Annotated in this window: 21 protein-coding genes; 12 read left to right on the plus strand and 9 right to left on the minus strand. The window is 50.5% G+C overall.

What is annotated here, in order from left to right; genetic code table 11:
• Positions 1 to 99: 99 nt before the first annotated feature.
• Positions 100 to 714, plus strand: coding sequence for an ATP-dependent Clp protease proteolytic subunit (locus BLS62_RS25905; protein WP_093189625.1), 615 nt, complete (start codon positions 100 to 102; stop codon positions 712 to 714).
• Between the two features lie 78 nt (positions 715 to 792).
• On the opposite strand, the gene BLS62_RS25910 is transcribed toward BLS62_RS25905, so the two are convergent.
• The gene (locus BLS62_RS25910) at positions 793 to 1395 is read right to left on the minus strand and encodes a thiamine phosphate synthase (protein ID WP_093188092.1); all 603 of its coding nucleotides are present in this window, start codon (positions 1393 to 1395) and stop codon (positions 793 to 795) included.
• 313 nt (positions 1396 to 1708) lie between these two features.
• Between BLS62_RS25910 and BLS62_RS25915 the strand changes: the two genes are divergently transcribed.
• Entirely contained in the window at positions 1709 to 2950 is a 1242-nt protein-coding gene (locus BLS62_RS25915; protein WP_093188094.1) for an adenylate/guanylate cyclase domain-containing protein, read from the plus strand.
• On the opposite strand, the gene BLS62_RS25920 is transcribed toward BLS62_RS25915, so the two are convergent.
• The gene (locus BLS62_RS25920; protein WP_093188097.1) at positions 2875 to 3591 is read right to left on the minus strand and encodes a DUF599 domain-containing protein; all 717 of its coding nucleotides are present in this window, start codon (positions 3589 to 3591) and stop codon (positions 2875 to 2877) included. The two genes, BLS62_RS25915 and BLS62_RS25920, sit on opposite strands and share 76 nt — an antisense overlap.
• An 836-nt stretch (positions 3592 to 4427) precedes the next feature.
• On the opposite strand from BLS62_RS25920, the gene BLS62_RS25925 reads away from it, so the two are divergent.
• The gene (locus BLS62_RS25925) at positions 4428 to 4874 is read left to right on the plus strand and encodes a DUF1489 family protein (protein ID WP_093188100.1); all 447 of its coding nucleotides are present in this window, start codon (positions 4428 to 4430) and stop codon (positions 4872 to 4874) included.
• Positions 4875 to 4933: 59 nt separating this feature from the next.
• Here the strand turns inward: BLS62_RS25925 and panC are convergent, their stop codons facing one another.
• Positions 4934 to 5776: a pantoate--beta-alanine ligase gene (gene panC, locus BLS62_RS25930; protein ID WP_093188102.1), complete on the minus strand. Its 843-nt coding sequence runs from the start codon at positions 5774 to 5776 to the stop codon at positions 4934 to 4936.
• 276 nt (positions 5777 to 6052) lie between these two features.
• Here panC and BLS62_RS25935 point away from each other — a divergent pair, with 276 nt between their 5' ends.
• Both BLS62_RS25935 and BLS62_RS25940 read left to right on the plus strand, forming a co-directional pair.
• Entirely contained in the window at positions 6053 to 6775 is a 723-nt protein-coding gene (locus tag BLS62_RS25935; RefSeq protein ID WP_093188105.1) for a vWA domain-containing protein, read from the plus strand.
• Positions 6776 to 6778: 3 nt separating this feature from the next.
• The gene (locus BLS62_RS25940) at positions 6779 to 7522 is read left to right on the plus strand and encodes a J domain-containing protein (RefSeq protein WP_093188108.1); all 744 of its coding nucleotides are present in this window, start codon (positions 6779 to 6781) and stop codon (positions 7520 to 7522) included.
• A gap of 20 nt (positions 7523 to 7542) precedes the next feature.
• On the opposite strand, the gene BLS62_RS25945 is transcribed toward BLS62_RS25940, so the two are convergent.
• The gene (locus BLS62_RS25945) at positions 7543 to 9012 is read right to left on the minus strand and encodes a D-alanyl-D-alanine carboxypeptidase (protein WP_093188110.1); all 1470 of its coding nucleotides are present in this window, start codon (positions 9010 to 9012) and stop codon (positions 7543 to 7545) included.
• A gap of 394 nt (positions 9013 to 9406) precedes the next feature.
• Here BLS62_RS25945 and BLS62_RS25950 point away from each other — a divergent pair, with 394 nt between their 5' ends.
• The 6 genes from BLS62_RS25950 to BLS62_RS25975 all read left to right on the plus strand — a co-directional run bounded on the left by BLS62_RS25950 (position 9407) and on the right by BLS62_RS25975 (position 15369).
• Positions 9407 to 9739, plus strand: coding sequence for a phasin family protein (locus BLS62_RS25950; protein WP_093188113.1), 333 nt, complete (start codon positions 9407 to 9409; stop codon positions 9737 to 9739).
• 677 nt (positions 9740 to 10416) lie between these two features.
• On the plus strand, positions 10417 to 10746 hold the full coding sequence (gene clpS, locus BLS62_RS25955; RefSeq protein WP_093189628.1) for an ATP-dependent Clp protease adapter ClpS: 330 nt from the start codon (positions 10417 to 10419) through the stop codon (positions 10744 to 10746).
• A gap of 12 nt (positions 10747 to 10758) precedes the next feature.
• Positions 10759 to 13212: an ATP-dependent Clp protease ATP-binding subunit ClpA gene (gene clpA, locus BLS62_RS25960; protein ID WP_093188116.1), complete on the plus strand. Its 2454-nt coding sequence runs from the start codon at positions 10759 to 10761 to the stop codon at positions 13210 to 13212.
• Between the two features lie 167 nt (positions 13213 to 13379).
• Complete coding sequence (locus tag BLS62_RS25965) at positions 13380 to 14144, plus strand: AzlC family ABC transporter permease (protein WP_093188118.1); 765 nt, start codon at positions 13380 to 13382, stop codon at positions 14142 to 14144.
• Positions 14141 to 14488, plus strand: a complete 348-nt coding sequence (locus tag BLS62_RS25970; RefSeq protein ID WP_093188121.1) for an AzlD domain-containing protein — start codon at positions 14141 to 14143, stop codon at positions 14486 to 14488. The genes BLS62_RS25965 and BLS62_RS25970 overlap by 4 nt, the downstream gene beginning before the upstream one ends.
• Positions 14489 to 14574: 86 nt before the next feature.
• Complete coding sequence (locus tag BLS62_RS25975; protein ID WP_093188123.1) at positions 14575 to 15369, plus strand: GNAT family N-acetyltransferase; 795 nt, start codon at positions 14575 to 14577, stop codon at positions 15367 to 15369.
• 61 nt (positions 15370 to 15430) lie between these two features.
• Here BLS62_RS25975 and BLS62_RS25980 read toward each other — a convergent pair whose 3' ends face one another.
• From BLS62_RS25980 to BLS62_RS25995, 4 genes are all read right to left on the minus strand, one after another.
• On the minus strand, positions 15431 to 15859 hold the full coding sequence (locus BLS62_RS25980) for an HIT family protein (protein WP_093188126.1): 429 nt from the start codon (positions 15857 to 15859) through the stop codon (positions 15431 to 15433).
• Positions 15860 to 16141: 282 nt separating this feature from the next.
• Positions 16142 to 17404 carry a GNAT family N-acetyltransferase gene (locus BLS62_RS25985; protein ID WP_244283618.1) on the minus strand — a complete coding sequence of 421 codons (1263 nt, stop codon included), beginning with the start codon at positions 17402 to 17404 and terminating at the stop codon, positions 16142 to 16144.
• Positions 17405 to 17415: 11 nt separating this feature from the next.
• The gene (locus BLS62_RS25990; RefSeq protein ID WP_093189634.1) at positions 17416 to 18183 is read right to left on the minus strand and encodes a glycerophosphodiester phosphodiesterase family protein; all 768 of its coding nucleotides are present in this window, start codon (positions 18181 to 18183) and stop codon (positions 17416 to 17418) included.
• Positions 18184 to 18254: 71 nt separating this feature from the next.
• A complete protein-coding gene (locus BLS62_RS25995) occupies positions 18255 to 18725 on the minus strand; it encodes a RidA family protein (RefSeq protein WP_093188129.1) in 471 nt (156 codons plus the stop codon).
• Positions 18726 to 19029: 304 nt separating this feature from the next.
• Between BLS62_RS25995 and BLS62_RS26000 the strand changes: the two genes are divergently transcribed.
• A complete protein-coding gene (locus tag BLS62_RS26000) occupies positions 19030 to 19959 on the plus strand; it encodes a cell envelope integrity EipB family protein (RefSeq protein ID WP_093188132.1) in 930 nt (309 codons plus the stop codon).
• An 8-nt stretch (positions 19960 to 19967) separates the two neighbouring features.
• On the opposite strand, the gene BLS62_RS26005 is transcribed toward BLS62_RS26000, so the two are convergent.
• Positions 19968 to 21233, minus strand: coding sequence for a DNA polymerase IV (locus BLS62_RS26005; protein ID WP_244283667.1), 1266 nt, complete (start codon positions 21231 to 21233; stop codon positions 19968 to 19970).
• Positions 21234 to 21273: the final 40 nt, after the last annotated feature.

Raw genomic sequence — 21273 nt, forward strand, 5'->3', positions numbered from 1 at the left:
ACTATGGGTGTTTGCGGTCCGCCGCTGTTTCTTTTAGTTATGTTTGACCAGAGTCTGCCGCGTCGGGCGGTAGCGAATATTAGGGAGCATGTCATACGCATGACGGACTATTGTGCTTCGACGTCGGTTCGCCTTGACGGTGATGAAGACGCGCCAAAGAATCCTGAGAAGTCTATACCAGTAGACAAACATCTTTTTGATGCGCGTACGGTGTTGATTACAGGACCTGTGAATCAGGAGATGGCTCAGGATATCTGTTCTCGTCTGCTTGCGCTTTCCCAGGTTGGTGATGATCCAATTACCGTAATTGTCTCCTCTCCAGGTGGACACGTCGAATCTGGTGATATGATCCACGACATGATCAAATTCATCAAACCGGAAGTACGCATTCTCGGCATGGGCTGGGTTGCGAGTGCTGGTGCCTTGATTTATGTCTCTGTGCCGCAAGAGCGTCGGTTCTGTACAGCGAACACACGTTTCCTGCTTCACCAACCATCTGGTGGAGCTGGCGGTATGGCGACTGATATTGAAATTCAGGCCAAAGAAATTCTCAAGATGCGTGATCGTCTGAACCAGCTCTTTGCTGATGCAACTGGCCAGAAGATTGAGCGTATTGAAAAAGATACGGACCGTGATTACTGGATGAGCCCAAGTGAGGGTATCGCGTACGGTCTGGTTGGCAAAGTGGTGAGCAGCGTTTCCGAACTTGCTTAAGCTCTTGTCATAGGGAATTGAAAAAGGCAGCCGGTTGGCTGCCTTTTTTGTTGGGCGAGCGGGTGCTCAACAAAGGCTTTAGTGTTGCCAGGTTCTGGCCGCAGAAATCCAGTCTGCAATTCGCTTGTCCGGGTTCTGTGCTTTTGTGACATCGGAGATGGTCGCGATTGAATCTGCGCCAGCTGCAAAAACGTCCGCCGCCCGTTCCAACGTAATACCGCCGATGGCAACCAGTGGCTTGTTGGTGCGTTCTCTCCAACGTTTCAAAGTTTGCAAGCCTTGTGGTTGCCAGCGCAATTCTTTGGTGGCGCTATTGTAAATTGGACCGAGAGCCACATATTCAGGATCGAGCGTCAGTGCTGTGTCCAGTTCGGCCTCATTATGAGTGGAGATACCGTAGTGGATACCAGCGGAACGGAGAGCGTGGAAATCTGCAGTCTTTAGATCGTCCTGCCCGAGGTGAACGTATCCCGCATTCTCATCATATACGGCTTTCCAATGATCGTTGACGATAAGAACGGCACCGGCTTTGTTGCAAAGCTGTTTGGCGGTTCTTATCTGTGAACGGACCTCGTCCTCTGATTTGTCTTTGATGCGAAGTTGGATGAGCTTTACGCCGAGAGGAAGGATACGTGGGAGCCAGTTGGCATCATCCACGATTAGATAAAAACGATCTAGCATTCTCATATTCTCAGTTGGTTAGTCCGTGATCTTTGGTTGATAACGGAATGTGTGTTGCCTGCAATTTATAAAAATTTAGAAGATGACAGAGAAATTATCCATTTTTTTCGTCATATATTCGATATTTACAAGTTATGCGTGTGTCCAATTGTGGAGAAACTCTAGTAAAAAACATAAAATTTTCTTGATGTGGAACTGGTAAATATCTGAGATGAAAAGTAAATGACGAAAAAATCTATGTATGCCGGGAAGGTTGCTTTGGGAACACCAAAAAATCTTGCATCAACCTCTTTCGCTCTGTTCGGGAGTGTGAATGTCTTACGTTGAAGCTCTCTCCACCGATGAGATTGCGGGCTGGCTGTCTAATGACGCAAAAATGTTGGGCAGACCTTGCCGCATATTTGCTGCGCTTGGAGAGCGTTTGATCGCACTCGGAATTAGGGTGGACCGGATTTCAAGCGGTGTGTCTATTTTGGATCCCAACTTTCAGGGCGAGGGTATTATCTGGGAAAATGGTGTGGGGCCAAGGCTCCGCTATTTCCAGCACATGCCGGAGCTGGATGAATCCTACAATCAGAGCCTGTGGAAGCGGACCAATGAATCGCGTATGATGATCCGTCATAAGTTTGGGCACCATGATGAGTATGATCAGCTGATGGTTATTCAGGAGCTGAAAGAGCAAGGATATACGGATTACGTTGCCATACCTATGCTGTTTTCAGATGGCGGTGCTCACGGACTCGCCTTTGCCTCACGCGATCCAGATGGATTTAAGGACAAAGACGTTCGCCTGTTTAATGAAATATCCCGGCCTCTGTCGCTCGTTTTTGAGTTGTTTAGTTCTCAAAAGACCTCCGAAAATATTTTAAATACTTACCTTGGCGCTCGCGCAGGACATCGCGTTTTGAATGGCGAGATTAAGCGCGGGGATGGTGAGCGGATCAACGCTATTGTTGCGTTCTGCGATATTCGAAACTTCACCGGGTTTTCAAACTACCTGTCAGACCGCAGTCTTTTTACCCTGCTCAATGAGTATTTTGGCATCGTGACGTCTAGAGTAGAGCAGCATGGCGGTGAGATTTTGAAGTTCATTGGGGATGAGGTTCTGGCAGTCTTTCCCTATACAGATGGCCAAAGCGCACGGATCGCTGCCTTTGAGGCGATGAATGCGCTTCGTGAAAGCTTGACAGATCTGGCCCAAGCTAATGTGCGCGGGTTCCCTAACTTGCCTGCCATACATGTTGGCATGGGCGTTCATGCGGGACGCGTGTTTTTTGGAAATGTTGGTGGGGAGCGTCGGCTCGATTTTACTGTGATCGGCCCCGTCGTGAATGAGGCCGCAAGGATTGCGACCCTTTCTAAGAGGCTCAATAGAGAAATGCTCATTTCCCAATCTGTTGCAGAAATTCTCACATGCTGTGATGAGCACTATATTGGAACGTATCCACTGAAAGGCTTCCAGAAGCCAGTGAAGGTGTATCAGGCGCCTGAGTTGACGCGATCCTGTTTGTTTGGTCCGGGCAACACTGCTTTTCTGGCTTGCGAGAAAAACTGACGACGGAGCAGGACGAGCGTTACCATGAGTGTTGTGCCTACGAATACCAGTGGGCCTGCATACCATCCAAGATATCCGACTGCGAAAAACAATGCCTGCTGGCCGTTGCTGAAATGGCGGCCCGCAAGCGTTGCCAACCGCGCTGCACGTAGGGATGTTTCGAGCGCTTCCTCATTTGTGTCATTACAGCCATCTGGAATGGAGCCCATGACAATGGTTGTGTAATTAAAGAGACGATACGCCCAGCCAAACTTAAAAAAGGCGTAGGCGAGGATAACCATCAGGCCAAACGTTTTGGCTTCTGTTTGCAAAGGATCTGCCAGATAAGGCAGGTTGATGTTGCGGGCAAGCGCTGTCACTTCCTCCGTGGCGCTTAGGAGCGTGACTGTGCCGCCGATTGCCAGAAGAGAGGCTGAGGCGAAGAAGGCCGTCCCTTGTTGCAAACCGGATGCTACGTTTGTGTCTGCTATGCGGACATCCCGGTTCAGCATCGCACGCATCCACCGGTACCGGTAGGCATCCATGGCATGAGATAGAGTGTATTTAGCCCATGGGCTACGATAAGCGAGCCAGCTGTACAGTCCCCATGCGAAGACAAAAAATATGATGGCTGCGATGTTGGATGCGGGAATTTGAAACATTGGTCTTTCTGTTCTTATACCGAAGGCTGAGTGGCTATTGGATTGCACAACTTTATAGGTGCATTCTGTCTCGCACGAAACCGCGTTGGCGAATAGTGGCGTTTGCGGGAGGTGGGTATTCTCAATCTGAATAACTGATTGAGGCGTTAGACTCATGATTTCCGCGGAAGATAGGTATCAGAGTTGTCCTAAATGACTCCGTCCATCCTACAAAAGACGTGTTTTAAACGAATTTTTCCATGAAATTTGATCAGCTTTTTCTCAAGTGTTAATAATATTTTTGAGGGCCTGAAAAAGACGTAACTAATTGTAAGTATATGGTTTTATTTGACTGGTATTTCTGTCTAGTGACATCTTACTGTTTACTTTTGTAGGAGGAGACTATTTAGGCAGGCTAAAATACGCCGTTTTGCTGTTGCGCTTTGGTGACAGAAGGGATATTTCGTGCGCCCTGTGCTGATAGGGGTTCCTCAGGTGCATGAATATCAACCATTAAACGGTGTTTTATGGACCATGAAATCCAAAAATCTTGCTGGGGTTTTACAGTCTGGACTGTAGTTACCCTCGGCGGCGTTATGGCTCTGTTCTACGTTTTTGCAGGTGCAGGCAGTTAACCTGAGACAACTGCTGTTAACACGCGGGATTTGAAAGGGATGCAAACCGAGTTTGCGTCCCTTTTTTCGTTTTCGGCTAGTCCGAAACCTGCAAGACAATTTTGTCCAAACGGGGCTTCTCCTGAAGCATATCCTGCGCTTCACCGATATGTTTGTGCAAGGTATGAGCTAAGCCTGTGGCTTTGGCTGGAAATGCGTCTGCGTTCCTGTTAATGGAGTGCTATGACACAGCATCTGGTAAAACTTTGTGTTGGCGTGGAAAGCGTCGATCAATTGCGCGGCTACATTGAGCAACGGCAAATCCTCGCCCTTGCGCATGGGCTGAGTAATGAGCAGATCCACACCACCAGAATGGTGCCCACGCGTATAGATGAGCTGCTTGATGGTGGGTCCCTGTATTGGGTCATTAAGGGCAACGTTCAGGTTCGTCAGAAGCTGATTGATATTCGCGTTCACAAAGATGATGCAGGTAAGAGGAGCTGTGACCTTGTAATGGAGCCCTATCTCCATCAGACGCAGTTTCAGCCGCGCAGGCCGTTTCAGGGCTGGCGGTATCTGAGCGTGTCAGATGCGCCTGCGGATTTGACTGGTTCGATGCTTGCTGGGGATCAGCTTGCTGAGATGCCTGAGGCAATGCGCCGTGAATTGCAGGATCTAGGCCTGATTTAGGCCTGTTGGCCTTCAGGGGAAGTGCCAGGTACCAGTGAAGCTGCTACCCGGACTGAAACTTATACTTCGATATTATCAATCAGCCGTGTGGTGCCGATTTTTGCGGCGACCAGAATGCGGACGCCTTTGATGTCGATTGGCGTGCCGAGGTGTTTTTCATCGCGCAGCTCAAAGTAGTCTGTCGTAAATCCTGAGAGCTTCAGAGCGGCGAGCGCTTTCTTCTGCACAACAATCCAGTTCTCCCCGTTGTGGAGTGCATTGCGCGCTGTGGTCAGCGTTTGGGAGATTGTCCGCGCGTTGGTGCGCTCCTGCTCGTTGAGGTATTCGTTGCGAGAGGACATGGCCAGCCCGTCGTGCTCGCGAACTGTTGGTGCACCGAGAATCTTGGTTGGCAAGTGCAAGTCTTTTGCCAGTTGTTTGATAACACACAGCTGCTGGTAGTCTTTTTCCCCAAATATTGCGGTGTCTGGCATAACAGCCAGCAAAAGCTTAGCAACAACGGTGGCGACACCCGTGAAGAAATGCGGGCGGTGTTCTGATTCTAAGCCGATCGCCGGGCCATCAATCTGGATGGTTGTTGCATACCCGTTGGGGTACATCTCTTTGCCGTTTGGCGCGAAAACGCCGAACACGTCATGGTCTGCGAGTTTTTCAAGGTCGGAATTTTCTGTCCGAGGGTAGCTCTCAAAGTCTTCGCCCGGTGCAAATTGTTTTGGGTTCACAAAGATTGAAACAATCACGATGTCCGCGTGTTCCTTTGCTTTTTCAACCAGAGACAGGTGACCGGCGTGCAGCGCTCCCATCGTTGGAACCAGAGCGATTTTTTTGCCATCTCGTCTCAGAGGTGAAAGCGCAGTCCGTATGTCGTCTACACTGCGATATACGTCTGGGAGATTTCTCATAGGTGTCTCCATGTCGGAACACATATCCCGTTATTTCTTGCTGTTGCAGCTGTTATTATCTGTTGTTGGTAATGGGTTTGCGCAAGTCATGTTGAACCCAAATGCAAGCAGAAACTGATATAAAGAATATTAGCAGATTTTGTGACAACTCTCACTGCGCCAATAGTGGATACTGGAGGTAAGGTGGCTAAATTACTAATCTGTCCCATATTTGGGTAAGGTATTGGAATAAAATGCCTTCATTGCGATTTTAGTTGCTTGAGCCGAGGTGCGCCTATGTCTGATAAACCCGCCAATACATCTGGCTTTTTGCGAAAGCAGGCAGAGGACAAAACCGATCTCTCTGATTTCCTGCAGTCGGCTAAAGGCGCAATTGCGGCTCCGGCAGCCGCTGAGCGTGGGCGGTTGATCTTTGCGTTGGATGCTACCATGAGCCGGCAACCGACGTGGGATCAGGCCTGTCATCTGCAACAAGAGATGTTTGGGGAAACGGGCCGCATTGGGTCGCTGGATGTTCAGCTGGTGTTCTTCCGTGGATTTGGTGAGTGCAAAGCGTCGCGTTGGGTGAGTAACTCGCGGGATCTTGGGAAGATGATGAGCCGCATTCGGGTTCAGGCCGGGCGGACGCAGATTCGCAAAGTATTAGACCATGTTTTGCAGGAGACGCGGAAAACCCGTGTGCAGGCGGTGGTCTATATTGGCGACAGCATGGAAGAGAATCCGGACCGGGTGTGTGATCGTGCTGGCGAGCTTGGTTTGCTCGGCGTACCTATGTTTGTGTTTCAGGAAGGTCAGGATTCGGCGGCGGAACGCACGTATCGGGAAATCGTCCGATTGACCAACGGCGTCTACCTCAATTTTGATGCAGGGGCCGCGTCTAGTCTGCGCGGTTTACTGGCCGCAATTGCCGCGTATTCTGCTGGGGGAAAGAGCGCCCTTGAGCAGTTGGATCAATCAGGGCATAAAGGTGCACAATTCCTGCTAGAACACCTTAGGTAATATATGGGCTATTTGGTTATGGGAGGATTGCTGCTTGCCATCCTCTATTTCATCGCAAAGGCGCTGTCGCGATCTAATCCGGCAAAATTAGTTGAACAGCTAAAGATGCTGATCGGTTTAGTGCTTATTCCGGTTTGTATTTTTCTCGCCGTCACGGGAAAATGGATAGCGGCGATTCCGCTTGGCGTTTTTGCGCTTTCCCTTTTGGGGGTTAAATCGGCGCAGAACTATAAGTTCCCCGGCGGGTTTAGTCTTGGCGGGCTTGGCGACGTTTTCAACCGGACTGGCAAAAGCGCTGGTCAAACCTCTTCCGTTTCCTCCACCTATTTGAAGATGGAGCTGGACCATGACAGTCGTAAGCTCGAAGGCGACGTGCTTGCCGGTTCTTATTCAGGCCGTGCTTTGAGTTCACTTCAGACTGGTGATCTCAAAGGTTTATGGCATGAAGTGCAATCCGACGGAGACAGCGTGTCGCTACTCGAAGCTTACCTCGATAGCAGGCTCCCCAACTGGCGTGTAGACTTCCAGGCGGATTCCACAACGCGGGAGCGAAACGCGTCGGGCTCGAGCACTCTGACTGAAAAGGAGGCCTACGAGGTTCTTGGACTTGCGCCGGGCGCTTCCTTGGACGACGTTCGTGCCGCCCATCGCAGATTGATTAAGCGTTTGCATCCCGATAGCGGAGGCTCTGCTTTCTTGGCTTCCAAACTCAACGAGGCGAAGGATAGGCTTCTCAACAGACATTAAACTCACCGTAAAGATACTAGTTACTGATAGACGGCATAGCAGGAGTACTTGGCCTTTTTTAATTTGGCACACGCATCCCAAGCTGCTGTTTTGGTTTCAAACCCGATGAACCGAGCGCGGTACAAGGTTTGCTTCTTTGACATGACTGGTTCTGTGTAAATGCGCTTGTTGCGGAGGGTTGCTCCAGCTGCAGCACGCGCAGTCTCCAGGATTTTGATGGCTTTATCCTGGCTGTCGGTCGCGGAGATCTGAATCTGCCAACCGGATATGCTGATATCCTTAGGCTTCAGGCTCGCAATCTTTTGCTCAATAGGAGTAGAGGATGGCGTGTTTGTAGCCACCTTTTGTTGTAACCGAGCGGAGGCGGAAACAGCAGGCGCTGCCAGTGAATTGGCGACCAGTTGTTTCTGACGAGCTGCTGCCGGGGCCCTTACCTGTTTTTCCAGCATCTTAGCTATCGGGTCAGATGGCTTCGAATTTGGTGCTTTGGACAGGGCGGGGTTGGCATAAGCTAACAGAGTTGGTTGTTGTGGTGCGGGCGTGGAAACCTTTGCCACAGGGATCGCCGGAGCATTCTTCGGAAACTTATAACGCGATTTCTTCGCGGTAATTCCAGCATAAAGCATTGGCGTTGTGCGACGACCACGGGATGCTTTTGGCAAGTACTGACTGATCAGCTTGACCATTTGCGCATCTCGGCGTTTGCCGGTTCTACCACCAAGAACAACAGCCACGATCTGCCGGTTATCACGCTTCACATTGGTTACAAGGTTGAAGCCTGATGCATTCGTGTAGCCGGTTTTGATGCCATCTACACCACGGACACGTCCGAGCAGCTTGTTGTGGTTGCCCATGCGTCGGCCTGCATAGGTGTAAGAGCGGGTGTTGAAGTACTTGTAGTACTTCGGAAAACGATCCTGGATCGCGCGACCTAACAAGGCGAGGTCAGCGGCGGTTGTTACCTGCTTGGAGTTTGGCAGGCCGTGCGGGTTTCTGAAAGTGGAATTGCGCATGCCAATGGCACGAGCGGTCTGTGTCATACGGCGACCAAAAGCAGTTTCAGATCCGGAGATATGTTCGGCGATCACAGTCGAAGCGTCATTGGCTGACTTTGTGACCAGCGCGTATATGGCATCTTTCACGCCTAGCGTGCTGCCAACCTTTAAGCCGAGCTTGGTTGGCGGGCGGCCAGCAGCGTAGCGAGACACCTTCATTCTTGTTTTCAATGTGAGGCGGCCAGCTTCCAGTTCTTCAAAGAGAACATAAAGCGTCATGATCTTGGTGGTTGAGGCCGGGTAGCGTTTGGCATTTGCGTTTTTTGCGTAAAGCACCTTACCCGTTTTTGCATCTACAACGATGCCGGCATATTTGGGGTTTGCCTGAGCCACCGTTGGTGCAGCAATGAGTGCAGCGGAAACGGCTAGAATACCGACAGCTTGTCCAAAAGCCCTTTTAAGGCGACCGAATGGTCCTAAAATACGCAGACCCATGTTTTTTCTCGCCCCGTGAGCAATGGATGGCAGCAAACGCGCTCTATACTAGCAAATGTGTGAAGTGCCTGTGGAGGTGTGTTCAGAAAGCCTCAGCTGCAGAAAATGCAGCGGAGATGGCCCCCCCGGTTCGCTTCGTACCCAGAATGCTGTGATTACGGTTACAATTCTGTAAATACGGAGAGGCAGATTGCAAAAAAAATGATTTTATTCGTTTTTTAGATGCGGCTAGGGCGCTGGGATCGCTCTATATTGCAGTGCAAAATAAAGATTGACAAAATTTGTGCAGCGCATAATATCTCCGCATAAAGTTGAGAGATGTGGTGTTTGCTCCGCGCGAGATAATTACCTCATTATCGAAATACCGGCGCCGTCTAATGATGAGGGAATTTTTATGGTTACAGGATTCGAGAATATGCAAAAGCTTGGAAAAGATAACATGGAAATTGCCATGCAAAGCTTCGGCACCTTGTCTAAAGGAATGCAGGCGATCTCAACTGAGGTTGCAGAGTACTCCAAAAAATCTATGGAACAGAACAGCACCGCAATGGAGAAAGTTGCAAGTGCGAAGTCTATGGATAAGGCTATGGAAGTTCAGGCAGATTTTGCCAAGGTCAGCTATGAAAACATGGTAGGCCAGGCAACAAAGATCGGCGAAATGTATGCTGAAATTGCCAAGGCCGCCTGCAAGCCTTACGAAAACATGATGCCTAAGGTTGCCAAGTAGTCATTAAATGGAGCGCTTGTTTGGACCCGGAGCTGGGATTGGCTTCGGGTTTTTGTGTTTTTAAGGCCGGTCAATCTGGTTGATCGTGATGCCTTGTTTTTCTTAAAACCTCTCTCTCTTCTTCAAATACCTCTCAAAACATTGTGATTCTGGGCCTGTCTTTCTCGTATTTTGATGGCGTGCCTTTTATTTGATTAGCGTCAGCTCATCTTCCGTAAGGAGGTGTGCCTATTACTTCGGATAGTTCATGGTGGTTTTATCGAGATAGGGGTTTGCATTTTCCTGTTTGCTTAGGGAATAATCCTACTTAAGATAGGGAGAATGAAGAGCTGCTTTCAATGACCCGCAATTTGTTGATCTGGCAGGGACAATTTGAAAGTGATCTGTAGTCAGAAATCTCGGCATGCTGAGGGAAGATGGCTAATAGCTTGATGTAAAGCACAGCGTAGCTGCTGTAACAGGACAAATGAATGAAAGACCGACACCAGGCAATGAGTGTTCTCAAGGGAGATAAACTTATGCTTCCAGATTACAATGAAACAAAAGATGAAACGTTGTTTGATTTTTTTGGAGTTGTTGGTGCACCCTATGAAAATGCATATCCCTTGAATTCGTGGGGGTTACGTTTAAATACTATAAAGTCCTCTGCGCTATACATGGAGGGACATCGAGAAGTTATGAGCAGTGATTTCGACCTGAACAATGAGGATGATGGCGGGACGATTACAGCTACCAAGCCTAAGCCAAAAATAAAAAGGCCAAGCTTGTATCGCGTGTTGCTGCTTAATGATGATTTTACGCCGATGGAGTTTGTGATCCACGTGGTTGAGCGGTTTTTTCATAAGGACCGCGAAGACGCAACGCAGGTCATGCTTCATGTCCATCATCATGGCTTAGGGGAGTGTGGAGTCTTCACCTATGAAGTGGCCGAGACCAAGGTCACACAAGTAATGGATTTCGCCCGAAAACACCAACATCCATTGCAATGCGTAATGGAGAAAAAGTAATAGGGGGCGCCTGTGCCGTCATTTTCTCGCAGTCTGGAGAAAGCTCTCCATCAAGCTTTGGCGTTTGCCAACGAACGTCATCAGGAATATGCGACCCTGGAGCATTTACTGCTATCATTAATTGATGATCAGGATGCTGCAGCAGTAATGCGTGCATGCAATGTGGATCTCGACCAATTACGAAAAAGCATTGTAGAATACATTGATACTGAATTGGAGAACCTCGTCGTTGACGGGGATGATGATTCAAAACCAACAGCTGGGTTCCAGCGCGTTATTCAGCGTGCTGTCATTCATGTCCAATCTTCGGGACGTGAAGAGGTAACCGGGGCAAATGTACTTGTCGCCATTTTTGCTGAGCGTGAGAGTCACGCCGCTTACTTCCTGCAAGAGCAGGAAATGACCAGGTATGATGCCGTCAACTACATCTCACATGGAATTGCCAAACGGGCTGGAATGTCCGAACCACGCCGCGTGCGCGGAGTGGAAGAAGATTCTGATAGTGGCGGCAATGAAGCAAATGTGGGTATGCCACCTCCGCCATCTGGCGGTGGGTCTACAGATCAAACCAAACGGAAAACGGAAGCTCTTGAGGCGTATTGCGCCAACCTGAATGAGAAAGCGTTTTCCGGGAAGATCGATCCGTTGATTGGTCGGAGCAAAGAAATTTCGCGCACCATCCAGATCCTGTGCCGTCGGTCCAAAAACAATCCACTTTATGTGGGTGACCCAGGCGTTGGTAAAACAGCAATTGCCGAAGGGCTTGCGCGGCGGATCATCGTTGGTGACGTTCCTGAAGTCCTGCTGAATGCGACCATCTTTTCGCTAGATATGGGCTCGTTGCTGGCTGGGACCCGTTACCGGGGTGATTTTGAGGAGCGTCTGAAGCAGGTCGTCAAGGAAATCGAAGATTATCCCGGCGCGATCATGTTTATTGATGAAATTCATACGGTGATTGGTGCCGGTGCGACTTCCGGCGGAGCTATGGATGCGTCCAACCTGCTGAAGCCAGCTCTGGCTTCTGGTTCTATCCGGTGTATCGGGTCGACAACCTACAAAGAGTATCGTCAGTTCTTTGAAAAAGATCGTGCTCTTGTACGCCGCTTCCAGAAGGTGGATGTGAATGAGCCATCTATTCCAGATGCGATTGAAATTCTGAAGGGGCTTAAGCCTTACTTCGAGGAATTCCATAACATCCGCTACACCAATGAAGCGATCAAGGCGGCTGTTGAGTTGTCCTCCCGCTATCTTTCTGATCGGAAGCTGCCGGATAAAGCGATTGACGTGATTGACGAGTCTGGTGCTTCGCAGATGTTGCTGCCGGAGGGTAAACGTCGCAAGACGATTGGTCTGAAGGAAATTGAAGCAACCATTGCAACAATGGCGCGGATTCCACCTAAATCTGTTTCCAAAGATGATGCGGCCGTTCTGTCCAACCTGAAGAATAGTCTGAAACGTGTTGTTTATGGTCAGGACCCTGCAATTGAGGCTCTAACTGCGTCCATCAAACTGGCGCGTGCTGGTTTGCGTGAGCCGGATAAGCCAATCGGGTCTTACCTGTTCTCCGGTCCGACCGGGGTTGGTAAAACGGAAGTGGCGCGTCAGTTGGCCTCTTCCCTTGGTGTGGAACTGGTGCGGTTTGACATGTCCGAGTACATGGAACGCCACACGGTTTCCCGTCTGATCGGTGCGCCTCCGGGCTATGTCGGTTTTGATCAAGGTGGTTTGCTCACTGATGCGATTGATCAGCATCCGCATTGTGTGCTGCTGCTCGATGAAATCGAGAAGGCCCATCCTGACTTGTTCAACATATTGTTGCAGGTGATGGATCACGGAAAGCTGACCGATCATAACGGTAAGGCTGTGGATTTCAGAAACGTTATCCTGATCATGACAACCAATGCCGGTGCTGCGGATATGGCGAAGGCCCCAATTGGCTTTAACCGCTTGCAGCGCGAAGGCGATGACATGGAAGCGATCAACAAGATGTTTACTCCGGAGTTCCGGAACCGTCTTGATGCGATCATTCCGTTTGCGAACTTGGATAATGAAGTTATCCATCGTGTGGTTGAGAAGTTCGTCATGCAGCTGGAAGCTCAGCTTGCAGAACGGAACGTGACCTTTGAGCTGACACCTGAAGCGGTGGCCTGGCTCTCTGAAAAGGGGTACGACCGGACGATGGGTGCGCGTCCTTTGGGCCGTGTTATTCAGGAACACATCAAGAAGCCATTGGCCGATGAAGTGTTGTTTGGCAAACTTCAAAAGGGTGGCACTGTGAAGGTGTCTGTCTCTGAAGATCAGGAAGGGCTTTTGCTCGAGACTGTCGAGGAGCGCCCGCCGGTTAGGAAGACGACCGGTGCGAAGAAAAAGCCTGCATCAAAAGCCAAGAGCAAGTCAGGTGTGCCGCGGACTGGTAAGGGAGCGACCAAGCGCGGTCCTATTCCCGGATTGCCGATAGCGGACTGACCTTCAAGCTGTATGTTTGAACACTTGAGAAAAAAGCCGGAGTCTATGCTCCGGCTTTTTTGTATGGTGCATCTGCGTATTATTATGTACCCGAGCTGGTGCACTTAGATTCTGTTGTGCTTATGATCTTGGGCTAGCGGTTCGGGTCCTTCCTTTTGAGTTCTTAAATGACCAGTCGAGATATTGAAACTGTTGAAGGGGATGCCCCTTCTGAATTTGAGGGTGGGGCCTACTGGTTCCGTCAGGGTGCCAAAGGTGCGTTCTGTCTGCCCACATTGATTTTGATGATGGCGTTTGTCGGCTTTACATCTCTGGCGCGTGAAGTTGGCCTGACATTGAGCGAGGTTCTTTTGATGAGCCTCCTCATGTGGGCATTGCCCAGCATTGTTGTTTTAACCGGCGCGATGAGTGCGGGTGTCGGTATGATCCCGGCTGCTATCGCGGTCGCGCTTTCTGCCGTACGGTTGATGCCGATGACTGTTGCGCTTATTCCGGTGTTGCGAGACGGGAAGCGCACAAAGCTTTGGCAGTTGTTTTTGGTGTCTCATTTTGTGGCGGTCACGGCGTGGGTGTTTGCCATGCGCAATCTGCCTGATTTACCGCGCGCAGCGCGCCTACCATTTTTTGCGGGCTTTGGAAGTACCGTTCATTTTGTCGTTCTGTGCTCAACCACTTTGTTTTACATAGTGTTGCCAGTCATTCCTGCACCGCTTGCTGCCGGATTGGTGTTGTTGACCCCTGTCTATTTCATGTTTTCTATGTACCAAGCCTCTCGCACAGGCGGGGATAGGTTAGCTCTCGGGTTGGGCCTTGTGCTTGGGCCGGTATTCTACCTGCTGTTTCCGGGGGCTGATTTGCTGCTGACAGGGTTTGTTGGCGGAACGGTTGCCTTTGTAGCGTGGTTGTTTGCAACGCGGAGGGCGAGCCTATGAGTGAGGTGGCACAAAGCTGGTGGTGGCCTTATGCCATGATCCTCGTGGCTGGCTTTCTAGCAACGGAATGCTGGCGGTGGTTTGGTGTTGTTGCTGCTGGTCGCCTGCGGGAAGATAGCTTGCTGTTTGCGTGGGTGAGGGCGGTGGCGACCGCGCTGATTGCCGGGATCATCTCCCGTCTCATTCTCTTTCCGGATGGGGTGCTGGCGGATGTGCCAGTCTGGTTGCGTATCGCGGCGGTTATTGGCGGTATCATTGGATACAAAGTGCTCAATGACCGATTGATGGCGGGCATACTTTCTGCCGAGTTTGTGTTGATTGGTGGTTGGATGTTTGTGGTCTAAACAGTGCTTTCGGACTTGATGCACTTCAATGTTCCGGGGTTGCGTGTGGTGCTATGCTTTCTATGCGTTGATGACCGGGGGATGTGATGGAGTACCTTTCGTTAAATACAGACAGTCTGTGTGATGAGCATATCTGCTGTGCGATCTCTGATAAAAAGTGCGCGCGTGGGTATCAGCTCAAGAAGGATTGGTTGCGAGATCAGTTTGAGCAGGGCTACCAGTTTGTGCGTCTTGATGAGCGGGCCAAGGTGTTTATGGAATTCGGCCTTGCTGAACATGCATGGTGCCCGGTTTTTGCTCCCAATCATTTGCTGATCAACTGCTTCTGGGTTTCTGGAAAATACAAAGGGCAGGGACATGCCAAGGCGCTGCTTGCTAAGGCTATTGAGGATGCTCAAGAGAAGGGCTGTGATGGTCTTGTGACTGTCGCTGGGTCCAAAAAACTTCACTTCATGAGTGAAGGGAAATGGTTCAAGCGGCAGGGTTTTGAGGTGTGTGATAGCTCTCCAGATGGGTTTGAGCTTTTGCACTTAGCGCTGGGTGATGATGTGCCCAAGCCTCAATTTAGTGATGTTGTCAGAGCGGGTACTGGTCCCCAAGAGGCAGGCTTGGTTGCATACTATTCCAACCGTTGTCCGTTTACTGATCTGCATGTCACTCAGTCTTTGAGCGAGAGTGCTGCGGAGCGAGGCTTGCCGCTTACCATTGTGCATCTGGATAGCACTGCAAAAGCGCAGTCAGCGCCAACGCCAGCAACCATCTTCTCGCTGTTCTGGAACGGAAAATTTGTGACCACAGACCTGAGTGTTTGCATGAACTCGCGTTTTGATAAGATCACGCAGAAAGCTCTGGGGCATGAATTGCTTGCACCTGCTGGGTGATGTTCCTTGCGCGAAATCCGAATTGTTCGCGCAAGGTTGGTTCAAATGAAATGATGCGTTCTTAGCCTAGCACTGCACGGATCTTATCCGCATTGGCTTTCAGCACGTCGCTGTTTTCCATCTCGCCGCTATGCGGGCGTAAGGAAACACCAGCATGGCGTGGGATGACGTGGAAGTGGGTGTGGAATACCATCTGCCCGCCGGCACTCTCATTGAACTGATGGATCGTAATGCCATCCGCATCGAAGGCCTTCTTTACGATCTGAGCCATTTTCTGCGTTGTTTTGAGGGTGGCGAAGAGGTCAACCTCAGCAATGTCCAAAATGTTGCGAGAGCCGTTCTTTGGCAGAACGAGAACATGGCCATCGCCGCGTGGCATGATATCCATGATGACGAGCGTGTTCTCATCCTCAAAAACCTTCTCGCTGGGCAGTTCGCCGCGTAGAATTTTCGCGAAAATGTTCTGATCATCATATGCAGAGCTGGTCATTGTAGGGTCCTCAGTCATCACAGAAATGTTTGGCTTCTTACATATCGCGATTCACTGCTGATTACCCAATGAGAATCATGTGTGGTGATCTGGTAAGTGTTGAGAACCCAAAGCAGTTAGATTCGATCAAACTGTTTTGGGTATTGCTTTTGCGCGGATTCCTATCCGAAAACCGAAGCCACTTTTCGGGAATACCGCACGATCCTACTTAAGAAATCGAATCAAGTTTGGAGGGATTCGTGAGTCCCTTCATGCGGTTGAATCGGTTTTTTAATGTGAGTTTTAGGTGTCCTGCTGACGGAATGGACCGTGAGAGGAGAGAATTTCTTGTTCATACAGAACGGCTTGGCGTTCTTGATCGAGATAGTGTGCCACCGCATTTCTTAAAGAAGGGTTTGCAATCCAGTGCGCGGAATAGGTGAGGTTTGGCATATAGCCACGGGCGAGCTTGTGGGTTCCCTGTGCTCCAGCCTCAACGCGCTTTAACCCCTTTGCGATTGCAAACTCGATGGCTTGGTAATAGCAAATCTCGAAATGAAGGCAGGGATGGTCTTCTACACACCCCCAGTTACGACCATAGAGCGTATCACTGCCGATCATATTCAGGGCGCCTGCTATGTAGCGTCCCTCGCGTTTGGCCATGATGAGCAGGGTGTGATCTGCCAATCGTTCCCCCAGCAATGAGAAGAATTTACGGTTGAGGTAGGGAGATCCCCATTTGCGGCTGCTCGTGTCCTTATAAAACTCGTAGAACGCGTCCCAGTGCGCTTCGGACAGATCTGGGCCTGTGATCCATTCCACCTCAATATCATGCTCCAGAGCGGTTTTACGCTCCTTGCGGATGCTCTTGCGTTTTCGGGAGGACAGGGCGTTGAGAAATTCGTCGAAGTTTGCGTAGGTATTGTTGTCCCAGTGGAATTGTTGGTCTGTGCGCAGCAGGAAGCCTTGATCGCCCAATTCCTTCCATTCCTGCTCGGTGAGGAATGTGAGGTGGGCGGAGGAGCCTTCGATTCTGTTTGTCAGTTCCATCAGGCCGCTGGTCAGAACCTTGACGGCCTTTGCGCGGTTTACATCCGGTGAGATCAGCAAGCGGCGTCCGGGAACCGGCGTAAAGGGGATGGAGCTTTGGAGTTTGGGATAATAATCACCGCCAACGCGCTCAAGGGCATCAGCCCATGCATGGTCGAAGACGTATTCGCCCTGACTGTGGCTTTTGGCATAGGTGGGAACGGCGGCAACGGGTTTGCCGTTCTCTTCCCAATACAGGTGCTGAGGAATCCATCCAGCATCCCAACCCACACATCCGCTTTCTTCCAATGCTTGCAAAAAAGCGTGAGATAACATCGGATTGAAGCTGGTTCCCTGAGGTGTTGAGTCAGGGAGTTGATTGATTTCTGGCTGGGTCATTTCAGGTGAATCGATCCAGCCAGCTTGTTCATGCAAAATAGGTGGATAGCCGGGATTTGCCAGAGAGTCCCAGTCAGCGCTTGGGATCTCATCAAGGGATGAGAGAACTTTCAGAAGAGGCGGATTGGTCTCTGGCAAATTCAGGTATCCTAGATTGGGTCTTTGTCTGGGTTGAAGCCTTCAAAGACGATCTGGTCTGCGTATTTGGCAGCGTTGATCCGGTCTTCTTTGCTGCGAACGGTCCAGGTCATGATCGGCAGGCCGTAGAACTCCCGCAGGAAGCTTGTGCCATCCGCAGGCAGATCCTTAACATAGTAGGAAACAAAATGCGGATCAGTCCCTGCCATATGGAGCATCCATGAAATGTGTTTGCGCTCGTGTTCTGTCAGGCGTTCCAGTTTATCATAGCCAAAGGATGTCATGGAGATTGCACCGCGCGGAATTTGCGGGGCCACGCCTTTCATGCATCGCAGCATGTGCTGGTCGAAAGACTTGATTGCCACAGGACCAATGTAAGCGCTGAGCGTGTTGCCTATGGTTTTGATAAACTCGTGTTGGCCGGCTTTAAGGTTAAGTGATTTGATCTCGATGACCAAAGGCACTTTGCCATTCACCTGTTCCAGGACCTCTTCCAGTGACCAGAGATGATCTGTGGACCCGCGTAGGGAGAGTTTGCGCAGGTCTGCCAGATCATAGTCGATCACTTGCCCTTCGCCTTCTGTCAGGCGGTCCAGATGCTGATCGTGAAAGACGATGACTCGTCCGTCTTTCGTTTCTTGCAAGTCAACTTCAATGGAGAAGTTGTTGTCGATTGCAGCCTGAGTGGCTGAAGGGGTGTTTTCCAGAACGCCCGCGTCTTTATCGTGAAAACCGCGGTGTGCAATCGGACGGCTTGTTAGCCAAGAAAGGTTTTGCATGGGCATTATAATCTTTATCAGTCCAATAGAGCTGGTCAGCTGGGCTGACCCTGTTTGCTCAGCTGGAATATCTAGTTGTCTACGAGTTCGAAGATGGCTTCGATTTCGACAGCGGCGTTGAATGGCAATGCGCCTGCGCTTACGGCTGAGCGAGCATGATGGCCAGCTTCACCCATTGCAGCGACGAGGAAGTCTGACGCGCCATTTATGACTTTTGGCTGATCTCCAAAGTCACCTTTTGAATTAACAAAGCCAACGATTTTAACAAGACGCGCGATTTTGGACAGATCGCCCGTTGCAGCTTGGGCCTGTGCCAGCAAGTTGATTGCGCACAAGCGGGCAGCTTCAATCCCATCTTCAACGCTGAGGTCAGCGCCGACCTTGCCAGTCTTTGCAATCTTGCCGTCCTGCATTGGAAGTTGGCCAGAGATGAAAAGCTGGTTGCCTGTTTTTACGTAGGGTACGTAATTGGCAGCAGGCGCTGCTGCTTGTGGCAGTGAAACGCCCAGTTTTTCCAGATTTTGAAGTATGATGTTGGACATCCGAATATCCCTCCGCTTGAAGTGTTTGTTGCATAAAGTGATGCAATCGCGCGGGAACTCAAGAGAGCGTCTCTTCAAATTTCCGTGCCTGCAATATTGCGGGAAGCCTCACACCAAAATCAGGCGCGGCGCAAGAGTGCAGGTCCGGTTTTCTACGTGGAAAATGTGTGTCCAATTTGAAAGGTTTACCATTCCTCGTAGTTTCCTTGCAGAGGGTTTGCGTTGGGGGGCTGGTTTATGCACTCTTTGAGGCTCGGAAGAGGGCGGTTCGCGTGCTCAAGCTTCCGATGTGATCGGAGGTTTTATGCGCTTCAGTTGTCACCGTCGTTTTCTTACCGGGGTTGCTGGGATTTCCCTTTCCCTTGGTTGGCTTGGTCTTCCCAACAATGTTTTATCTGCAGAACTTCAGCCGCATCGAGCTATCTATGACATGAGATTGTCGAGTGCTGAGAGCGGATCGAAGATTTCTGATGTGACGGGCCGCATGGTTTATGAGCTGTCCGGCTCTGCCTGCGCCGGGTTTACGGTAGATCTGCGCTTTGTGGTGATGACAACGGACGGCGATGGGGCAGAGAGCGTTACTGATATACGCACCACTTATTATGAGGCCCCGGATAACGGCAAGCTGACGTTCGCTTATCAAACATTCATTGATGATTATCTGGCGGAGGAAGCACGGGGTACAGCCACGAACCAACCTACAAAGGTTGATGTGGATCTGGTCGGCCCTGATGTGAAGCAGCTCAGCTTTGATGGGTCCATCATGTTTCCGCTGCAACACTTGCACAGTATGATTGATGCGGCGGCCTCTGGTCAGCATTTTATGGCGACCAAGCTTTATGATGGCAGTGCGACGGGAGATACGCTGTATGATTCGAGTGTTGTTATTGGCCGTCAGTTGCCTGACCCACTTGCGCAGCGGTCTGACCATGCCTTGATGCCAAAAGGTTTAGCACGTGCGGATGCGTGGCCCGTTTCCATTGCCTACTTTGACCTAAATAATAAGGTGAGAGGCGAGCGATCCCCGGATTATCAGCTGCGGGCGGTTCTTCATGAAAATGGTGTTTCCAGAAGTATGCATTTGAATTACGGGTTGTTTCAGCTGGATGGCGCGCTGGTTGAGCTTGATCTTAAGCCCATCGTGCCAATGAGTGCCTGCAACACGTCTGCTTCGCTTGAAGAAGAGGTTAGCGTGCCACTTGGTGATGTGATTGCAGTTGAGCCAATCCGTTGAAATGGTGTTCAGGTGTCTTTGGACGGTTTAAACGAGCGTCCAAGGGATACGATTGAGCTGTCTTTGAATTTACCGCGCAGCACATCCATAGCCCGTTCTGCTTTAGCCCGTTTGCCTGCCTGTTCATCCAATAGGTCCTCTGGGTCGGCCTGAGTGGCGGGTCCAAGATCGCTGATGCCAACGCCAATCAAACGAAACCGGAGTTTTCCATCTGCGACATTTCTTAGGAGCTCATCCGCAGTGCGGTAGATTTTGTCTGCCAGCTGGGTCGGGTCGTGCAGCATGCGTGAACGGGTGATGGTTTTGAAATCTGAAGTTTTCAGCTTCAATGTTACCGAATGCCCAGAGGTTTCGGCTTTTTTGGAGCGATAAGATACTTTTTCCGTCAGGTCCCAAAGGGTGTTTGAGAGTTGTTCCACATCTGAGACGTCTTTGTTGAAGGTGGTCTCATTGCTGATGCTTTTGGCGCCGCGGTTGGAGGTAACTGTGCGATCGTCCTCTCCTTGGCAAAGCTTGGAGAGCCGCAGGCCCATGGCGCCGTATTTGCGGGCGAGGTCTGCCGGGTCCTTTTGCTGGAGCTGACCAATGGTTTTGATGCCATCACGTTCCAGCTTGGCCTGAAATACCTTTCCAACCCCCCAAATGACACTGGTTGGCTGCTTGGCGAGGAAATCTTTGGTTTCACTGCGGCCAATGATTGAAAACCCACGCGGTTTATCTAGGTCAGAGGCGATTTTCGCGAGAAACTTATTGTGCGCTAGTCCGACTGAGACTGAGAGGTTGAGTTCTTTTTGGATTTTGAGCGTAAATCTGACAAGCAATTCTGCCGGTGTTGCGCCGTGGAGCTTTTGGGTTCCTGAAAGATCCAGAAAAGCCTCATCGATAGAAAGAGGTTCGACCAGCGGTGTGAGTTTTTCCATCTCATCGCGGATTTGTTGCCCGACCTGTGAATACAGCTCCATGCGCGGGCGGATGACAACGGCCTCCGGGCATCGCTCCAGTGCTTTGAACATGGGCATTGCCGATTTGACGCCGTAAATGCGGGCGATGTAGCAAGCCGCTGACACCACACCACGTTGTCCGCCGCCGACGATGACTGGTTTGTCCGAGAGCTCAGGGTTGTCGCGTTTTTCAACGGATGCATAAAAGGCATCGCAGTCGATATGCGCGATTTCCAAGGTGTCCAGTTCTGCATGAGAAATCACGCGCGGACTGCCACATTTAGGACAGCGCGTCAGTTCTGCCCGAAACCGATGTGTACAGTCCCGGCACATTGCTTTGAGAGGAGCAGTCGCCTCAGTCATCATGGAGTTT

Origin of the sequence: Pseudovibrio sp. Tun.PSC04-5.I4, assembly GCF_900104145.1 — a bacterium.
Taxonomy (GTDB): domain Bacteria; phylum Pseudomonadota; class Alphaproteobacteria; order Rhizobiales; family Stappiaceae; genus Pseudovibrio.

What these genes read in the sequence shown, in the direction of transcription:
- BLS62_RS25975 (WP_093188123.1), top strand. Translation starts at nt 14,575, where the DNA reads ATGGAGTACCTTTCGTTAAATACAGACAGTCTGTGTGATGAGCATATC.
- BLS62_RS25970 (WP_093188121.1), top strand. Translation starts at nt 14,141, where the DNA reads ATGAGTGAGGTGGCACAAAGCTGGTGGTGGCCTTATGCCATGATCCTC.
- BLS62_RS25935 (WP_093188105.1), top strand. Translation starts at nt 6,053, where the DNA reads ATGTCTGATAAACCCGCCAATACATCTGGCTTTTTGCGAAAGCAGGCA.
- clpS (WP_093189628.1), top strand. Translation starts at nt 10,417, where the DNA reads ATGAGCAGTGATTTCGACCTGAACAATGAGGATGATGGCGGGACGATT.
- panC (WP_093188102.1), bottom strand. Translation starts at nt 5,776, where the DNA reads ATGAGAAATCTCCCAGACGTATATCGCAGTGTAGACGACATACGGACT.
- BLS62_RS25915 (WP_093188094.1), top strand. Translation starts at nt 1,709, where the DNA reads ATGTCTTACGTTGAAGCTCTCTCCACCGATGAGATTGCGGGCTGGCTG.
- BLS62_RS26005 (WP_244283667.1), bottom strand. Translation starts at nt 21,233, where the DNA reads ATGTGCCGGGACTGTACACATCGGTTTCGGGCAGAACTGACGCGCTGT.
- BLS62_RS25920 (WP_093188097.1), bottom strand. Translation starts at nt 3,591, where the DNA reads ATGTTTCAAATTCCCGCATCCAACATCGCAGCCATCATATTTTTTGTC.
- BLS62_RS25990 (WP_093189634.1), bottom strand. Translation starts at nt 18,183, where the DNA reads ATGCAAAACCTTTCTTGGCTAACAAGCCGTCCGATTGCACACCGCGGT.
- BLS62_RS25965 (WP_093188118.1), top strand. Translation starts at nt 13,380, where the DNA reads ATGACCAGTCGAGATATTGAAACTGTTGAAGGGGATGCCCCTTCTGAA.
- BLS62_RS25945 (WP_093188110.1), bottom strand. Translation starts at nt 9,012, where the DNA reads ATGGGTCTGCGTATTTTAGGACCATTCGGTCGCCTTAAAAGGGCTTTT.
- BLS62_RS26000 (WP_093188132.1), top strand. Translation starts at nt 19,030, where the DNA reads ATGCGCTTCAGTTGTCACCGTCGTTTTCTTACCGGGGTTGCTGGGATT.
- BLS62_RS25905 (WP_093189625.1), top strand. Translation starts at nt 100, where the DNA reads ATGACGGACTATTGTGCTTCGACGTCGGTTCGCCTTGACGGTGATGAA.
- BLS62_RS25980 (WP_093188126.1), bottom strand. Translation starts at nt 15,859, where the DNA reads ATGACCAGCTCTGCATATGATGATCAGAACATTTTCGCGAAAATTCTA.
- BLS62_RS25925 (WP_093188100.1), top strand. Translation starts at nt 4,428, where the DNA reads ATGACACAGCATCTGGTAAAACTTTGTGTTGGCGTGGAAAGCGTCGAT.
- BLS62_RS25940 (WP_093188108.1), top strand. Translation starts at nt 6,779, where the DNA reads ATGGGCTATTTGGTTATGGGAGGATTGCTGCTTGCCATCCTCTATTTC.
- BLS62_RS25910 (WP_093188092.1), bottom strand. Translation starts at nt 1,395, where the DNA reads ATGCTAGATCGTTTTTATCTAATCGTGGATGATGCCAACTGGCTCCCA.
- BLS62_RS25995 (WP_093188129.1), bottom strand. Translation starts at nt 18,725, where the DNA reads ATGTCCAACATCATACTTCAAAATCTGGAAAAACTGGGCGTTTCACTG.
- BLS62_RS25950 (WP_093188113.1), top strand. Translation starts at nt 9,407, where the DNA reads ATGGTTACAGGATTCGAGAATATGCAAAAGCTTGGAAAAGATAACATG.